Annotated in this window: 14 protein-coding genes; all 14 read right to left on the bottom strand. The window is 44.0% G+C overall.

Annotation, left to right across the window (positions count from 1 at the left end):
* Positions 1-61 precede the first annotated feature (61 nt).
* The 14 genes from J0L60_05460 to J0L60_05525 all read right to left on the bottom strand — a co-directional run bounded on the left by J0L60_05460 (position 62) and on the right by J0L60_05525 (position 16,346).
* Positions 62-1,096 carry a DUF1624 domain-containing protein gene (locus J0L60_05460; protein ID MBN8545567.1) on the bottom strand — a complete coding sequence of 345 codons (1,035 nt, stop codon included), beginning with the start codon at positions 1,094-1,096 and terminating at the stop codon, positions 62-64.
* Between the two features lie 70 nt (positions 1,097-1,166).
* A complete protein-coding gene (locus tag J0L60_05465; GenBank protein MBN8545568.1) occupies positions 1,167-3,293 on the bottom strand; it encodes a T9SS type A sorting domain-containing protein in 2,127 nt (708 codons plus the stop codon).
* An 11-nt stretch (positions 3,294-3,304) separates the two neighbouring features.
* Positions 3,305-6,691, bottom strand: coding sequence for a T9SS type A sorting domain-containing protein (locus J0L60_05470; GenBank protein MBN8545569.1), 3,387 nt, complete (start codon positions 6,689-6,691; stop codon positions 3,305-3,307).
* Positions 6,692-6,713: 22 nt separating this feature from the next.
* On the bottom strand, positions 6,714-8,840 hold the full coding sequence (locus J0L60_05475) for a T9SS type A sorting domain-containing protein (protein MBN8545570.1): 2,127 nt from the start codon (positions 8,838-8,840) through the stop codon (positions 6,714-6,716).
* A 217-nt stretch (positions 8,841-9,057) separates the two neighbouring features.
* Complete coding sequence (ccsA, locus tag J0L60_05480; GenBank protein ID MBN8545571.1) at positions 9,058-11,475, bottom strand: cytochrome c biogenesis protein CcsA; 2,418 nt, start codon at positions 11,473-11,475, stop codon at positions 9,058-9,060.
* Between the two features lie 39 nt (positions 11,476-11,514).
* A complete protein-coding gene (locus J0L60_05485) occupies positions 11,515-11,931 on the bottom strand; it encodes a cytochrome c maturation protein CcmE (GenBank protein MBN8545572.1) in 417 nt (138 codons plus the stop codon).
* A gap of 19 nt (positions 11,932-11,950) precedes the next feature.
* Complete coding sequence (locus tag J0L60_05490; GenBank protein ID MBN8545573.1) at positions 11,951-12,085, bottom strand: CcmD family protein; 135 nt, start codon at positions 12,083-12,085, stop codon at positions 11,951-11,953.
* 12 nt (positions 12,086-12,097) lie between these two features.
* Entirely contained in the window at positions 12,098-12,820 is a 723-nt protein-coding gene (gene ccsA, locus J0L60_05495; GenBank protein ID MBN8545574.1) for a cytochrome c biogenesis protein CcsA, read from the bottom strand.
* Positions 12,821-13,077: 257 nt separating this feature from the next.
* Positions 13,078-13,317: a 50S ribosomal protein L28 gene (rpmB, locus tag J0L60_05500; GenBank protein MBN8545575.1), complete on the bottom strand. Its 240-nt coding sequence runs from the start codon at positions 13,315-13,317 to the stop codon at positions 13,078-13,080.
* Between the two features lie 169 nt (positions 13,318-13,486).
* Positions 13,487-14,215, bottom strand: a complete 729-nt coding sequence (locus J0L60_05505) for an ABC transporter ATP-binding protein (GenBank protein MBN8545576.1) — start codon at positions 14,213-14,215, stop codon at positions 13,487-13,489.
* A gap of 9 nt (positions 14,216-14,224) precedes the next feature.
* A complete protein-coding gene (gene dprA / locus J0L60_05510) occupies positions 14,225-15,343 on the bottom strand; it encodes a DNA-processing protein DprA (protein MBN8545577.1) in 1,119 nt (372 codons plus the stop codon).
* 7 nt (positions 15,344-15,350) lie between these two features.
* The gene (locus tag J0L60_05515) at positions 15,351-15,626 is read right to left on the bottom strand and encodes a EutN/CcmL family microcompartment protein (protein ID MBN8545578.1); all 276 of its coding nucleotides are present in this window, start codon (positions 15,624-15,626) and stop codon (positions 15,351-15,353) included.
* 7 nt (positions 15,627-15,633) lie between these two features.
* Entirely contained in the window at positions 15,634-15,930 is a 297-nt protein-coding gene (locus J0L60_05520) for a hypothetical protein (GenBank protein MBN8545579.1), read from the bottom strand.
* Between the two features lie 167 nt (positions 15,931-16,097).
* On the bottom strand, positions 16,098-16,346 hold the full coding sequence (locus J0L60_05525) for a hypothetical protein (protein MBN8545580.1): 249 nt from the start codon (positions 16,344-16,346) through the stop codon (positions 16,098-16,100).
* Positions 16,347-16,590: the final 244 nt, after the last annotated feature.

Consider the following 16,590-nt stretch of genomic DNA (forward strand, 5'->3'; position numbering starts at 1 on the left):
ACCCATTCCCGTGGCAAGAGAAGAAACGGTCAAAAGTACACCTGTAAAATAAACATATTATTCAAATAAACAAGGAACGAAGGCGGGTGCGGTTTTCGTAAGCCATTATTACAATGGAAGTAACCAAAACGACCGCTACAAGTGCAATATATGAATCTCTCAGATTGACACTTCTGTAAACAGCACTTCCAAGGTTACCGATGATTACCCACTGCACAACATAGGCGAGAGTGACATTCCTGCCGGTCATGGCAAAATATTCGAGGAATGCGTTCTCTTTTGAATATTTAACTGCCATATCAATCAGGATGGCAAATCCCGCAGTAAAAGCGAGTGCCCAGGCGGCATATTCGATTCCATGATGGTAATAGCTTCGAAGTGCTGCGGCTGTTTCAATTCCATATTCGATGGTGAGGGAAACAAAACCAGCCCACACAGCTATGATGAACCACGAAATTTTAACTGTGAGATATTTTTCAGAGAACTCGCTTTTCAGGAAAAGGTATGCTGCATAACCAAAGAGGGGATAGGCGCTCCAGGGAAATACGGGGAAGTATGACCAGGGGGCATCTCCTCCCAATACCGAGGCAAAATATGCCATGGTTTTACTTCCACCGTTCAACCAGGAATTGATGAAAGGTGTAAGGAGAAGTATTGCAACCGCGAGGACCAAAGGAATCAGAAAATTAATATCAAGGATTTTTTTCAAGAGTCCAGTCAGGATTGTCGTTACACCCGCAAGAACGAGAATATCTATTCCAAAAATGAAGTCGAGCGGGTTTACCGTGGATTGTCCCGTTGCGATATGGTAGAGGAGATGGGCATTTATAGCAATATTTAGAGCAATTCCATCGGCAATAAGTTTTAGGCCGCGAATTATGGTGTGTTGCCAGTCTTTGGATGAAGCAGCAAGAAAATAACCCATTACCGTCATGAATACAGGGGCAGCAGGTGGTCCTCCGAGGAAGAGTGATATCTTTCCGATCCAACTGTTGTATATCGAAGTATCAGCAATAACCTCGGTAATGTGAACCTGAATCATAAACAAAACCGCAAGCCCCTTTAGCACATCAGCAGTAATCGATCTTTCTTTCATTCTTCTATCCGATAAATCCGTACGTAAAAGTGTTTGACAGTTGATTCGGTTATCGGGTTTAAGGGAAAGGTCATTTTAAAAGTACCATCTTCCCGGTGAGGGCTTTTCCACCGGCTGTCAGACGGTACAGAAAAACTCCGGAATTGAGTGATGAAGCATCAAAATTGTAGGTGTTGGTGCCTTTTACACCCTTGATTTCAGACTCAAACACCCTTGACCCGATTGGGGAAAATACTTCAAGCTTGCAATCTGAATGATTCGGCAGTGTAAAGTGTATGACAGTTGAGCCGTTGAAGGGGTTAGGGTAGTTCCCGAGAGTAAAAGTAACGGGAAGTTCGGGTGATTCAGCTTTTACATCCGTAAAGATAAAAGGTCGTTCACCCTTGAAAACCTCTCCCGACCCTGTGCAGACGATATAAGACAAATCAGACATAAGCGAGACTGCTGTAAAGTCTGCACCGGTTCCAAGGTTTATTTCCTGCCATGATTCGCCGTCATTTGTTGTAGCGAGCATTTTGCCTGCATTTCCGACAACGAGGGATTTCCCGTCAATGCTGTTGGAAATAGCATTCAGAGTGACTTCGGGTTGGTTATACTTAAGGGTAAAGCTAAAACCACCTGAGGAGGAGAATGCAATTTTACCATCTCCAAACGCCATGTAGCCTCGTTCACCGATGTTTGCCCCCACTGGCATGGCGTTAGTGCTGACATAGCTCGATGAAAGACCGGTTCCGCCATTATTACTCACAAGAATATCACCGGCTACACCCTGAGAAATCCACATTCTGCCTGCCTTGTCAGCATAAATATCCCATACTGACCAGGATTCGAAAATCTGAAGCTGGCTCCATGTATAACCGCCGTCATTGGTTTTATAGAGTCTTCCCCGTGGTAAACCCGGCGGAGTCGGGTAAAGATAGTAACTCAGGCAATAGCCATTCAAAGAATCTAAAAAGAGCATATCTCTGAAATAGCCATCAATATTTGTTTTTGTGGTCCAGATTTTACCACTGTCACGGCTCATCCAGGCTGACATTTCGGTGATGTATAATTTTTCAGGAGAAAGTGCCTGAAGGCTTCTAAGTCGGGTACCCCGCTTTGCAAATCTCCAGTTGGCACCGGCATCAGTGCTGACAAAAACATCCGATTCTGAATAGTAATACTGGTCATCAAAGTCGGACACAATCCCGACTTTATCATCGGCAAATTTTAAGAGTCTCAAATTTTTCCCTTTTAACAGGAGAATCAGAGGAGTCCAATTGTTACCGCTGCCATATGCTTTCGAGAGATTTGGTCCAGAACCCGCAACGAAAAACATTTTGTCCCCGGTTCTGAAAGCCGCGTTGTATCTTGCCTCAAGTGGAGCCTGATCGCCAAATCTACCGAAGCCAAGTCTGTCAGGTTTCATAATGACCAAACTTAGAGCTCCACGATCATCTGCATATACGACGGTATCCCTTCCATAATTCCAGGCTGCAATAACCGTATCTCCTTGCATGTAGTAGGTCTCATCTCCATATTTCCAATCAACTCCCCCGTTAGTGGAAGCAACAACCTGTCCCTCCCGTCCGAAAACGAATATACCGTCGAGACCATGCAGGGTGATTACACCGAAATCACAAGGTGCACTTGCTCCCGGAACCCTTGCCCAGGTGGCGCCGGCATCGAGAGTACGCAGAATAATTCCGTTATCGCAGGCAGCCCACCCTGTTTGCTGACTTGCAAATTTTATTGAATTGATGTTAAATTGTGTTGGATTCATGGCAGTCCATGAGCTTCCACCATCAGTTGATTTGATAATTGTGCCGGCTTTACCGCAGGCGAAAAGGATGGATGAATTGACTGAAGTGAGGTCAAGGAGATCGACTGTGGTACCTGAGTTAACGGGAGACCATGTATCTCCAAAATCGTCTGATTCTATTATGACACCACCATTTCCGCAAGCAAAAATTAATGAGGGAGCGGGGGAGTAAAGTTTATTAATTCCCGCGGGTACATTCCCTGTTACTGTTTGCCATGTCGTACCTCCATCGGTACTTTTTACAATTTTATTTTTATCTGTGGAGGCAATAATGAACTGTCCGTTTGCAATAACCGATGTAAAGGCATTAATTTCTTGCATCGGCTGAGTTGGAGTCAGTTGAGCTTCAGCCAAAAAATATGATATTGACAGAATAAGGAGCAGATATTTTTTCATCGTCATTTTCCCTACTTTAACAGTACAAGTTTTTTAGTAAACACGGTTCCACCGGCATTCAGGCGATACAGATAAACTCCGCTAACCATTCCGGAAGCATCCAGCGGAATCAGATGATTGCCTTCACCCAAAACACCATTATATATAGATAAAACCTTTTCGCCGAGCAAATTATAGAGATCAACCAACACTTCAGTTTCCGTTTTCAAGTAAATCGGGATAACCGTGGAGCCGTTGAAGGGATTCGGATAATTTTGGAAGAGTTGATGGCTTCCCGGGGTAGTACCGGTTTCATCACCGGCAAGGGAAGTATAAACAGTGGAGGTATCCCTTCCCACAAAAATATTGGATCCGCTACCCGCAACAATGAGATTGCCGGTCGAAGTCAAATATACTGCATTCTTTGAGTTAGTTCCGGGCAAAAGCTGGTATGAGAGTGCAGAACCATCCTTAGTGGATGTGAAAAGGGCGTTACCAAAGGACAGAATTCTGAATCTTCCGCCGGAAACATCCGTCACCCGGGGAGTACCATTCAAGTGCAAATTCAGCTCACTCCAGCTTATGCCGCTATCGGTTGAGGTCAGTCCTGAACCCGATTCTGTAAGCATAATCAATTTATTGTTGAATTTAAAGATAGCTTTGTAGTTGTCACCTGTAAAGATTTCAATGTAGTCAAAATAGTATCCAAAGTCTTCGGATCTGAACAATTTGCCATTATCTGAAGCCACGAGTACCAGTCCTCCATTTTCTGCATGTAAGGCATTCATATTACCGGAAGAGACCGGGATACTTGAAAGCCACCATGTTGCACCACCGTCAGAGGTACGGGCTATAAGGCCATTGGAACCGCATAAATATCCGTCCATTGCATTGGGGAAAGTAACAGCTTTAATTATCGAGCCTGTTAGAATTGCCGGAGTCCTTTGCCATGAATTTCCATTGTCGGAAGAGGAAAGCAGGTCGCCTGTAGCCGAGGCGACGAAAACTGTATTTGAAAAAGGATTTACTGTGCAATATTTTAAATCATCTGAAAAGGGGACGGACAGCACTTGCCATGATATTCCGAAATCAAAGGATTTTGCAATAAAACCGGAATTGCCCACAGCAAAAAGGATACCATTTGAAGATTCAGCGATCGAATTAACAGTTGCTGAAACGGGAAGCTGGTACTGGTTGAAGGTATAGATTTCCCTGCCGAGGAAAAATGTCACCCAATCGGTAAACTTACCCCAGCCAAATGCGTTTCTACCGCGAACACGCCAGTGGTATGTTTTCTCCTCCTCGAGTCCGGTTACTCTAAACCATGTTGAGTCGATTCCGGTTTGCGAGACGACAATATTGGAAGTATCACCCTTAGCAATCTCTACCTGGTACTCACCGGTTGGAACCAGAACATTGGGCTCAGTCCAGTCAAGAGAAATCTCCCTTCCTGATATGGTGGAGTTGCGATTTGGTGTGAGTCCGTAACAAATTGAGGGAGGTTCCTGTGAACTTCTTCGCGAAATGAACAATAACTCACCTGCATCGCCTGTTCCAAGCGAATAATCATTGTTGTAATAGTCGAAATCGTTCAAAGCCCTCGGTCCACCTGCGAGGAAATATTCGAACCGGGATTCAAGTGGATAGACCGGTACAATGGAACCGTAATAAGTGTCGATTATGTAGCCGGAAGTAGAATCGTTATCTATCAGTTCAAAGATGCCCCTGAAATCGGCGTCAAAAATAAGGGGCAACACCTGATGATGAAACCGTAACTTCGTGCTACCTGAGATTTGGTATGAAGCAACTCCCGGCAGAATTGAGACATCTCCACGGGGCAAACTGGCAGAACCATATGAAGTCCAGCTTTTTCCGCCATTTGTTGTGTAAAAACTGCTTTTTGTTGCACCAATATATCCGGTATTTCTGTCCCAAAATTGGACTTTATAGAGTTGCCCGGAAGATGATGTATTGAGATTCAGCGGTACAAGATTTGCAGGATTAGAGATGGTGGTAGTGTAAACCTTGCTTTCGGTGGTAATAAAGAGAGAGTCGACTTTTTTGTATTCAATACCTGTAATTTTTTCACTGATATTGGTTTTTATCAGAGTCCAGGAAGAACCCCCATTTGTGGACTTAAGAATCGAACCTCCATCACAACCGGCGAAAAGGAGTGAAGCATCCTTAAATGTTATGTCTGTGATTGCCGGATAGATATTGTTGCCGGTCGTGGATTCCCAAGTTAAACCCATGTCCGATGATTTGAAAATGATGCCATCATAACTTCCAACCAGAGTAAGACCGGGGTTAACAATTTTTACGGCAGAGAGCCTGAAGTTGCCGGGCAGTTTGCCGTTTCTGACGCTATAGAGTTTACCGGGACTCCGTTGTTGCATCATTGCGCACCCCTGATCAACATCATAAACTCCAACCAGAACAAGTCCATTATATGATTCATAGACGCCTGAAACTCTTCGCTGTTCAGGAAAGCCTGAATAAACCCAAATTCCCGAACCGGGAACAGAAATTTTGACTCCCTGCGACAAGTCAGCAGCCCATATTTCATTTTCCGAAGGAAACGCGAATCTTTTTACATCAGGACCTGTCCCGAGGTATTCCTGCTGCAAAATTTGACCATCGAGACCGGATATATACCATCTGTTTGCGGCCGTGCTTATATACACTTTCCCGTTCATTATTTTCATAAAATTGGGGGTGCTGATTGAGTCAGTAAACCGGATTTTTCTCCATGTGGCTCCTTTGTCGGGGGAGAGGACAAATCCCGATCTGCTTCCGTAACCGATGGTATAATCGCCGTAGACTCTTAACTTGCTGTTTAATCCCGCCGAATCATTGGGAAGAACCGTCCAGTTGGAGCCACCATCAACGGTAAGACGGGTTGCACCATCAGTGGTTGTGCAAACTCCCCTTAAACGGTCATAAAACACAACAGAGGCAATATCACCTGAAATTCCTCTGGCATCGTCAGTGATGCTCCAGCTTTGTGCACCATTGTAAGTGTAGATTATCTTTTTATTGACTGAGATATAGAAAAGTGTGTCGGAGGAAAACATTATAAGCTCTGCATCGCGACCCTGCCCTGAGAGTTCATTTTTTGTTTTCCATGTTCGACCTCCGTCGGTTGTTAATGCCAGGGGGATGCCGTATGAATCTGAAATCATGAATCCCCTCAAACTGTCGATGAAGCCCATGTCAGAGATCATTTCGAAGGGCGTGGAGACCCAGCTCTCATTAATATGCACCTCCGTTTGTTCCACCCTGAACTTTTGAGCATGAAGCAAAGCAGGCAGGAGAATCAAGCATAAGAGGGAGAGTACGTAAGTACTGTTCCCCGGGAACTTTCCCGGTTTTGTCCCAATGGTTGAACCGGATAATTTAGAGATTAATCTGAGATTCATACTTAGCCTTTTCATTATTGCATTATTTTAAGAGTAACATCTTCCCGGTGAGGTATTTGCCTCCCGCCTTGATCCGGTAGAAATAAACGCCTGATTCGAGCCCGGCTGCATCGTAATTGAATCTGTTCTCACCCCTGCTGCCTTTGATGTCGTTCGAAAAAACGAGTGATCCGAGTGATGAGAAAACCTCCAACCGGCAGTTGAAATCTTCAGGTAGTGTAAAGTGAATAACAGTTGAGCCATTAAAGGGGTTCGGGTAGTTTCCGAGAGTGAAAGCAACGGGAAGTTCGATATTTTCATCTTCAATGCCGGTGAAAATTTCGGGGGGATTACCTTTGTAAAACTCTCCTTTAACCGTTCCGACCACATAGGAGAAATCGGGGAGAAGAGCAACCGAGGTCAGATGTTCAGTAATGCCGCTGTTCAATTGCTGCCATGTTTCGCCCGAATTAGTCGTTGCGATGATCTTCCCGTTGTTTCCGACTACAATCGACTTTCCATCGATGCTTTTTGATCCGCCATTTAAAATGGCCCCGGGAGAATTGTAGGTTGTTGTCCAGCTTATACCTGCATCGGAAGTAAAAGAGATCCTGCCTGAACTTAAGGCCATGTAGCCCCGTTGAAGGGCGAGTCCGCCGACTAAATCTCCACCATACAGGATATGCAAGGCGTTAATATTGTATCCATGGTCTTTACTAACCATAAGAAGTGAACGGGATCCGTCCCATAACCACACCAGTCCCCCGCTTCCCACAAGTATCTCATCGTACCAATATTCGCTGGTCTGCCTGATCAGTGTCCAGGAAGTACCTCCGTTAGTAGACCGGTAAAGCCGGGATTTTATATCGTAAGGTCCCGGGAATTCAACATAATTGATCAAATATGCATTGTTGGAGTCCAGAAAGACAACATCACTTTGATAAGTGCCTGCGGAGTATTGCCTTTGCCAGGTTTTGCCGCTGTCGTCGCTGAACCAGAGCGCGAAGTCGATCATTGTTAACCTCTGTGGCGAGATAGCATGAACATTCAACAAGGGCCGGACATCAGCAGATTGTTTCCACCTTTGTCCGCCATCGGTGGTAGTGAATACGAATCCCTTGGTCCAGAATGATACATCAGGTATTTTGCCACAGACGATGCCGACATTAGAATCCGCGAATCGCATTTTCCACAGCTCGATCCCTTTTGTTGTCAACAGCAGTTGTTCCCACGCAGCGCTTTTGTTGAATGCTCTCGCAATGGAAGGGCCAACCCCGGCGACATAGAACCAGTTGTCCACGGATTTAAATGCGGCAAGGTATTTCCGGGGTGGCGGTGTTTGTCCGCCGTATTTTTTACAGAAAATGGTATCGGGCCGTATGACGCAGAGAACGATCGAACCGCCATCATCAGCGAAGAGAACCGAATCCCTGCTCTTGTGCCAGGCGGCAATAACTGTATCTCCTTGCATGTAATATGCCTGCACTTCATTTTTCCAATCGAGACCGCCATTCGTGGAAGCAAGCACCATACCGTTCCTCCCAAAAACCGTGACCATGGTATCGGAGTGGAGAGCGAGCACAGCCATGTCGAATCCGGAGGTGGAGACCTGTACGGTAGACCAGGAATTACCGCCATCGGTTGTTCCGAGCAGTGTGGCATTATCTCCAGCCACCCACCCTTTCATCTGGTTTGAGAAACTTATGTCGTTCAGGTTACTGATGCCGTGGGTCGTAACATTCCAGGTCTCGCCATTGTCCGTTGACCTTATCACAGTTCCTCCCGTACCGCACGCGAGAATGGTATTTGAATTGAGTGTCGTAATAGAGATGAGGTTGGCAGAAGTGCCGGTGGCAAGCTGGTGCCACGAAAGTCCGTTGTCCGTTGAGCGGATAACTTTACCGTTTTCGCCGCAGCCGAAGATTAGCGAATTGCCGGTGACGGTCAGTTTGTTTATCCCCGTCAGGAGAGGGTTGCTTATTTCATCCCATGTCACACCGAAGTCAGTGCTGGTAAGGAGTATGTTCTGACCTGTTGCAGCCAGAATTCTGCTGTTTGAGACGATGATCGCCCGGACGGCATGGATATCCTGAAACCTCTGCAGAGGTGTAAGTTGAGCAAATGCAGAGCTGCCCATAAAGATGAAAGCCGTTAAAATGTATTTTAACATAACAATACCTGCTGTTTTGAAGTAACACTTTTCTAAAAGTGATGAGACAAAATAGTAATATTATTCTTAATAACAATGGATGCCTGATTTTATCTTCGCATTGTCACATTCAGTGATTTTGCCCTGACCATGACATCCAAAAATACAAAACAACCGGACATAAAAAAAGGCCACCCTTTTGAGGCAGCCTTTAATAATCAAATTAAGGGATGAAAGATCAGTGTTGAGCTTCTCTTAATCTTCTGACTGTTGAGATAACGAAACCGAAAACCACAACCAAAACACCTGCCCAAACCAGATTGATCATCGGTTTGATGGATGCGTGAATTGTAAGAACCTCTTTTGGAGCCTTTTTGGCTGCATTGCCATTCTGGTCTGTAACAAGAAGAGTGGCAGTTCTGTCACCGGGATTTACGGTTTTCAGGGTAAGAGTAACTCCGAATTCCTCGACGATAACAGGATTTGCCTGCATTTTACCGGCAATTCTGGAGTAAAGGAGGTCCTTTTCGAGGGTTTTACCGTCTTTCGAAACGATTGCTCTGACGCCCATACTGAAATCAGCATCGGTTGACATGGCAGACATATCGGGTTTTATGAACTCTTTATATTTGATCTTCACACCCGAAGTGGAAATCTCTTTTCCTTCGGAAATGGTGATACCTTCAGCGCCCGCATCCTGTGATCCATCGTCGAAACCGACAGGAGCCACATAGAAATCGGAAAGAAGACCGTATTTCATATCAGGTTCCTTCATCAGGGACTGATTGAAATCGGCGATGTACATAACAGGTCTTACAACTGTAGTTGCCGAACCTGATTTCACATCGAGTCTGCAATGATATTTGGTGTGTCCATTTTCCTGGAATGGTTCGAGACCTGCAAATGTGACATCGTATCCGAGAACATTGGCAGTTTTTCCTTTTTCGAGGTCAATTTCCATTTCAGAACTGAAAGCGGATGAACCGATAACACCGAGAACGAAGAGTGCCAGACCGATATGAGCAACATAGGCACCGAGTTTGCTTTGGTTCCCTTTAATCACTCTGAACATCACTTCGGCATTCACAACGAGTGAGAAGACGGATGCAACAAGGAGAATAATCATCATAACCTTGTCGACGCCGCCGATGAAAATGGCAGCGGCACTGATTACAGCGGTAATTGCTCCGGTTCTTAACAGATCTTTTCTGAGCATGTCTTTATCGGTGGTTTTCCACTTCAGGATGATGCTCAATCCGTTAATCACCAGAAGAATTATCGCAAGCGGTACATGCATTGTGTTGTAGAAGTCTATTTCAACCTTCACCCCAAAGATTGGAGCCGAGGTACCGACAAAGACTATAATCGCAGACATTCCGAGAGAGAAAGCTGCCATGAAAAGGGCGAGTTCTCTTGAGAGTGTCGATTCTTCGCCAGTTTTTGATATTTGCAGAAGTGATTTCAGTCTGAAAAGCACCATGCCGATGCCAAGTGCGGTGAAGAATACTACAAAAATTACGAGGAAAATGTAAACGGCTTTTCCGGGTTCAGCAAAAGAGTGAACGGAGGAATCACCGAGAATTCCGCTTCTTGTAAGGAATGTACTGTAAACAACCAGAACAAAAGTCAGAATGGAGAGAAGGATATTTGTTATAAGGTATCTTCCACTGTTCGGGTCTTTCTTTTGGGTTCTGATCTGAACCAGCATTGTGTGAATTGCGGCTACGCTGACAATCCATGGCACAAGACTTGAGTTTTCAACGGGATCCCATGCCCAGTAACCACCCCAGCCGAGAACACCATAAGCCCAGTAACCACCGAGCATAATTCCGAGACCGAGTATGCCTGCACAACCGAGAATCCAGGGAAGAGACTGTTTCACCCAGTCCTTGTAATCATTTTTTATCAAAGCCGAGATTGCAAAAGCAAAAGGAACTGTAGTTGCGGAGAATCCTGCAAAAAGGATCGGAGGATGAATCTGCATCCAGAAGTTCTGGAGGAGAGGATTCAGACCTTTACCGTGAATCAGCACATCAGAAAGCTGATAACCTGCGCCTGTGAGATTTGCAACAAAATCTTTATCCACTTTAATATGTGTCGGGCTTCCGCCTTCATTTCCAAAAAGGAAATTCTGAACGAATCCCATTGCCTGCGCCTGAAGCAGGTTCATATCGAAGTATTTTAATTCAACAAAAGGATTGTCACCCTGCCAGATTAGGGCAAAGGGATTTTTCATAAGAGGGGAAACCATCATGAGCAGAAACGATGTGGCAAGTGTATAAACCATCATCACTCGGGGCTCGAGGTCACCTCTTTTTTCGGTGTAAGATTGCAGACCGATACCAATAAGTACAGTCATCAATATCCAGAGCATGAAGCTGCCTTCCTGTCCTGCCCAAAAAGTTGAGAGGAGCAAGCCGAGAGGAAGGTCGTCGTTGCTGTAGTTGAAGACATAGCTGTATTGGTTTTGGTGGGTAAGAATGATATATAACAGTAAAGTTGAGGCAACTATTACCATCATTGACATTGCATGATATCCCAAACGGGCATATTTCAGGAATGTCACTTGTTCCCCTCTTCTGTAACCAAAGTAGAACATGGTCATCGAGAAGAGAGAAAATACCAGGGCGAGAGTCAGTACTATACTTCCGGCCATAGTGGGTCTCCTTTCACAGGGTTCATCAAAATTTAATTATCAGGAATCTTTTTTCTTTACACCGTCAGGGTGAGTGGCACCTTCGGGGGCACCTTCCTGATATTTTGAAGGACATTTGGTAAGGATGTCTTTAGCTTCAAAAACATCACCAACATATTTTCCGGTGACCACTACACTTGTAGCGGATTCAAAATTGTTGGGGATTGCACCGCGATAGAGCACCTTCATTTCGTTTCCCTGAGCGTCTTTCATGTAGAAAGTGAAAATTTTGTCTTTATAGACATAATTTTTCTCTTTAACCCATGAACCGGTTGCGCGGATCATTTTACCCGATTCTTTCACTTTTGCGAGGCTTTCTTCATACCCGATACTGCTCTGGGTAAAGAAGTAGCCCATGAAAGCGAGGAACACCACGATGATTGCACCACCGATGACGAACCTGCCGTTTTTTTGCATAAATGTCTGGTCTGACATATTATTTCTCCTCAACTTCTTTTTTAAGTTCTTTTAATCTTTTGTCCAATGCATACAGGTAAGAGAAAATCCCTCCCCAGGTAAGCATTACTATAATAAGTACGATATAAATTGCATTTTTTTCAAGAAATTCCATATCCAAAAATCCTTAGTAAAGTTTCTGTTTTTTAATCTTGTCGAGTAAAATCATGCTTCTGGAGCCAACTCCCCACATCCAGGCATAAAGCATGCTGAAAGCTGTGAGTGAGATGTAGAAGACAACCTGCATGTTCTGATTCATCTTGAAGTTGATTACCGGACCGGCGTTGTCATCGTCAGCACTTCCGGGGTGAAGACCTGCCATAATTCGTGGCATAATGAAGATGAAAAAAGGAACGGTAACAAACACAATCAGATTGTAAACGGCTGAAAGTGTTGCCCGCTTTTCTTCATTATCGATTGCCGAACGAAGGGCAAACAGGGCACCATAGATAAGCAGGAGGGCGAAAATACTGGTCTCACGGGGATCCCAGTGCCAAAACGAACCCCATGCAAATTTTGCCCAGACGGATCCGGTTATCGTAGCGAGAATTACAAAAACCATCCCGATCTGAATCGAAGTGTAAGCTTTCATATCGTCTTCGATATTCTTCTTGCGAAGATATTTTATACTGTAAATGGTTGCCATTAAAAACGCAACCACCGAAAGCCACGAACTCGGTACATGGAAGAAAATTATCTTGGCATTTTCACCAAGACCCATAATGAACGGGAATTCATACCACGCTGAGGGTTTTGCAACTATCGGAAATGTAATTCCTGCAACAATTACATAAGCCATAAGGAAAAACAGCAGGATTTGATACCACTTTGTATGTACGATACTCTTCATTTTATCTCGAAAAAATAAAAATATTCAGTCTAAAAAGGTAATCTTTATTTTGTAAAAGGTCAAATTAAAATTTCTTAAGATTAATTTGTTTTACGATGTATAATATAATGGAAAATCGGTTAGATTAAAATGCAATAAATATATGATAACGACATTTATTATTTACACTATTTTTTAGATTTAAATCCGGGGGCACAAAAACAAACAAAAAAGGCTGAATCTTGCGATCCAGCCTTTTAAAACTCTTAAAAGAGAAATTATCTTACAGCGATTTTTTTCTCTCTGACAAGCTGTGCGATAACAGCAGTACCATTTTTTGCAATGGTTTTGATTGCTTTAGCGGTGAGCTTCACTGTAACAAACCTGTTAAGTTCCTGAACCCAAATTCTCTTTTTCTGGAGATTTGGAAGGAATCTTCTTTTGGTGTGATTGTGAGCGTGCGAAATGCTGCTGCCGTACTTTGGTTTTATTCCGGTAACCTGGCATGTTCTTGACATAACTATAGACTCCTGGCTCTTGCTCATAAAAATTGAAAAACAGTTTGGTAATATACGGGATAGAAACGAGAAACGCAAAAAGAAAAATAAATCTTTTCTTTGAGGAGCTTCGGAACTTCGGAACCTCGGCGACTCTGAGGTACTGAAGTTCTGAATCTCTGAAGTTCTACTATAGCGTTCTTGCTATAAACTCTTTAATGATCTCGTCATCGGAGGCAAGGAGCTCGGCGGGAGTGCCGGTGAAGTAGATTTTGCCTTCGTGTGCCATCGCGACGCGCTCGGCGACGATTCTTACACTGATCATATCGTGGGTGACGACGATGGAGGTTACATTCAGTTTTACGCTGAGGTCTTTGATGAGGTTGTCGATTGACTCGCTCATGATGGGGTCGAGTCCGGTTGTGGGTTCGTCGTAAAGGATATATTCAGGATTAGTGATGAGGGCACGGGCAAGTCCGACTCTTTTTCGCATGCCACCGGAGAGTTCCGCGGGTTTTTGTGCTTCTATTCCGGGCAAGCCGACAAGTTCGAGTTTTTCTGCAACAAGGTCGTCGACCTGAGCTTTTGTATATTTTCTGTTTCCTTCGATGAGCGGGAGGGAGACATTTTCACCAACGGTCATTGAATCAAAAAGGGCAGCACCCTGGAAAAGGAAGCCGAACTTTTTGCGGAGTTCGTAAAGTTCTTTTTCTTTGATTTTATTAATATCGTAGCCTTCGACAGTCACGGTGCCTGAATCGGGTTTCAAGAGTCCAATAATGTGTTTGAGCAGTACTGATTTTCCACACCCTGACCTGCCGATAATTGCGAGTGCCTCTCCTTTGTTGATCTTGAGGCTAAGTCCCTTCAAAACCTGGTTGTCACCGAAATTCTTGTAAATATTGTCGAGCTCAATCATGGTTGTACTTCATATTCTGACAAAATTTTTGCCGGGTAACTGCCTGATCAATCCCTTGAATTCGAGTTGCAGCAGGTTAATTAGGCATTCTGAAACATTCAAGCCTGTAAGGGATGCAATTTCATCAATATGGAGCGGCTGGAATTCGATAGAACTGTAGAGTTTCTCTTCAAACATCGAGAGTTCCTCCAAAACAGGTTCACTCTTTGGCGTTACCGCTGCGTTGAGGGGTTTTATGTTTAATTCGTCAAGGATGTCTTTGACTTCGATTACAAGTTTGGCTTCACCCCGTTGGATCAAGCGGTTAGTTCCACCCGACTTGGCAGAGTTGATATTGCCGGGGATTGCGAAAACTGCTTTTCCCTGATCAATGGCAAATTCAGCGGTAAGGAGTGCTCCCCCTTTTTCGGCAGCCTCGACGACGAGAGTACCGAGTGAAAAACCGCTGATAATACGGTTTCTTGCGGGGAAGTTGATGGCATCGGGCTTAGTATCGGGGGCATATTCGGTTATTATCGCACCTGATGAGGCGATTTCTTTCGCAAGTTTTTTGTTTTCTGCGGGATAGATGTTTTTGAATCCACTTCCGAGGACAGCGATTGTTCTTCCGCCTGCCGAAAGGGCGGATTTATGGGAAGTGGTATCGATTCCCCGTGCAAGACCGCTGACCACGGTAAAACCTTCCTTCACGATACCTTTTGAAATGTCAGATGTTGCCTTTAAACCGTAAGGGGTTGGGGTTCTTGTGCCGACAATACCGAGGGATTTTTTATCCTGCTCGAGAATTTCGCCGATTACATATATAAGAATTGGAGAATCGTAAATATTAACAAGCTGCTGAGGATACGACTCTGAGCCGTAAGCTGCTATCCAGCCGAATGAAGTTACATAATCGTAATCTTTTTTGTAACCGGAATCGAAATCGCCGGTTTTTACACCTTCCAGAAAACCTTTATAAGCTGAATCGGAGAGTTTGACGCTTTTGGCAACTTCTTTAGCAGGGCTTTCTATTGTTTTTACTCCGGTGCCATAGATATCGAGCATCGCCTTTACAGTAACGATCCCGATTTGTTTGCAGTTGAGCAACCTTCGAAGAGCAATGAATTCTTCAATCGGGATTGATTTCATTATTGTGTCAAACTGTTACGGAGATTTTATCGACAACACCAACGATTATCGTGTGGACGGGGGATTTTTTATTGTTAATAATTTGCTGTACAGCATCGCCTTCCTGAGTGACCATCACGATATCACCGGGACCGGCAGAAACATAATCGATGGCGATGATGTCTTTGTTGTCCATGAAGTTCCCCTCGAGGTCAATTTTACGGACAAGGAGGAGTTTTTGACCCGTCAGTTCCTTATTTTTAACTGAAGAGACTACATTTCCATGAACCTTTGCGAGGAACATCTAAGGGCTACTCTTTAACTTCGTTCTCTGCTTTGCCCTTTTTGCGAAAAAGAATGGCAACGGGAAGAATAAGAACATAAGCTGCCACGAGGATAAGGGGAGCAGAGACGAGAGAAGCAGGATTATCCCACGGTTTTTGTGAAAGGAGGACAAAACCTATAATAAGAGCCACAATACCTGATGCGAGAAGGAGATAGTTGACGGTATCGAAATAGATGTTAAAGGGGGAAGGGCTTTTCCATAAAGGAACCTGCCTTGAAGAAGATCTGCTTGAAGTAGATTTTCCTTGAATTTTTTTTGCCATGATTGAATCCTAAATTATAAAAAGCCCGGCAAGGGGGATCGCCGGGCAACTTAACTGGTTCACCAGTCAGGGGAAGAACTGGTGAACAAATCCGTTAGATAAATAATTCTAATTGCCCCGGAAATATATGCAAGTTGGGGTAACTATGCAAACTATTTAATTACAGCTTATTTAGTGATCTGATAAACTATTTTACGGATGGTATCGAATTGCAAGTAAGGGTATTCCTCACGGATGGTATCGATAGCATCACCGGCAGAAACTTTACCAGCTCTAAGTTGTTTAAATTTCTTTCTGATCTGATAATCGCGAACCGATTTTTCATCAATCAAGCTGTGGCTCGAAAGGAGTTCGTAAATTTCGTCTGAGATAAGATCAGATAACGGGTTTTCGATTTTTGCAACTACGCTTTTCATCGCTACTCCAATGAATTAGTGAATAAATATTAATAAACGCAAAAAGTAACAATCAACGCCTGGTGTGGCAGTCCTGTCGTTATTAATTAAAGGTGTAGCTAAGAAATTATAAAGGCTCCAAATTTTTCTCTTGCAAAATACGGCTTTTTTTCAATTTACCAAAATATTTGGCGAAAAAAAGAAGTTGTAACACATAAATGTTAGTTCTGTCACATCACTCGTACGGTCTGTAATGTATTAGACC

The organism is Ignavibacteria bacterium, from assembly GCA_017302895.1.
Taxonomy (GTDB): Bacteria; Bacteroidota; Ignavibacteria; order Ignavibacteriales; family Ignavibacteriaceae; genus UTCHB3.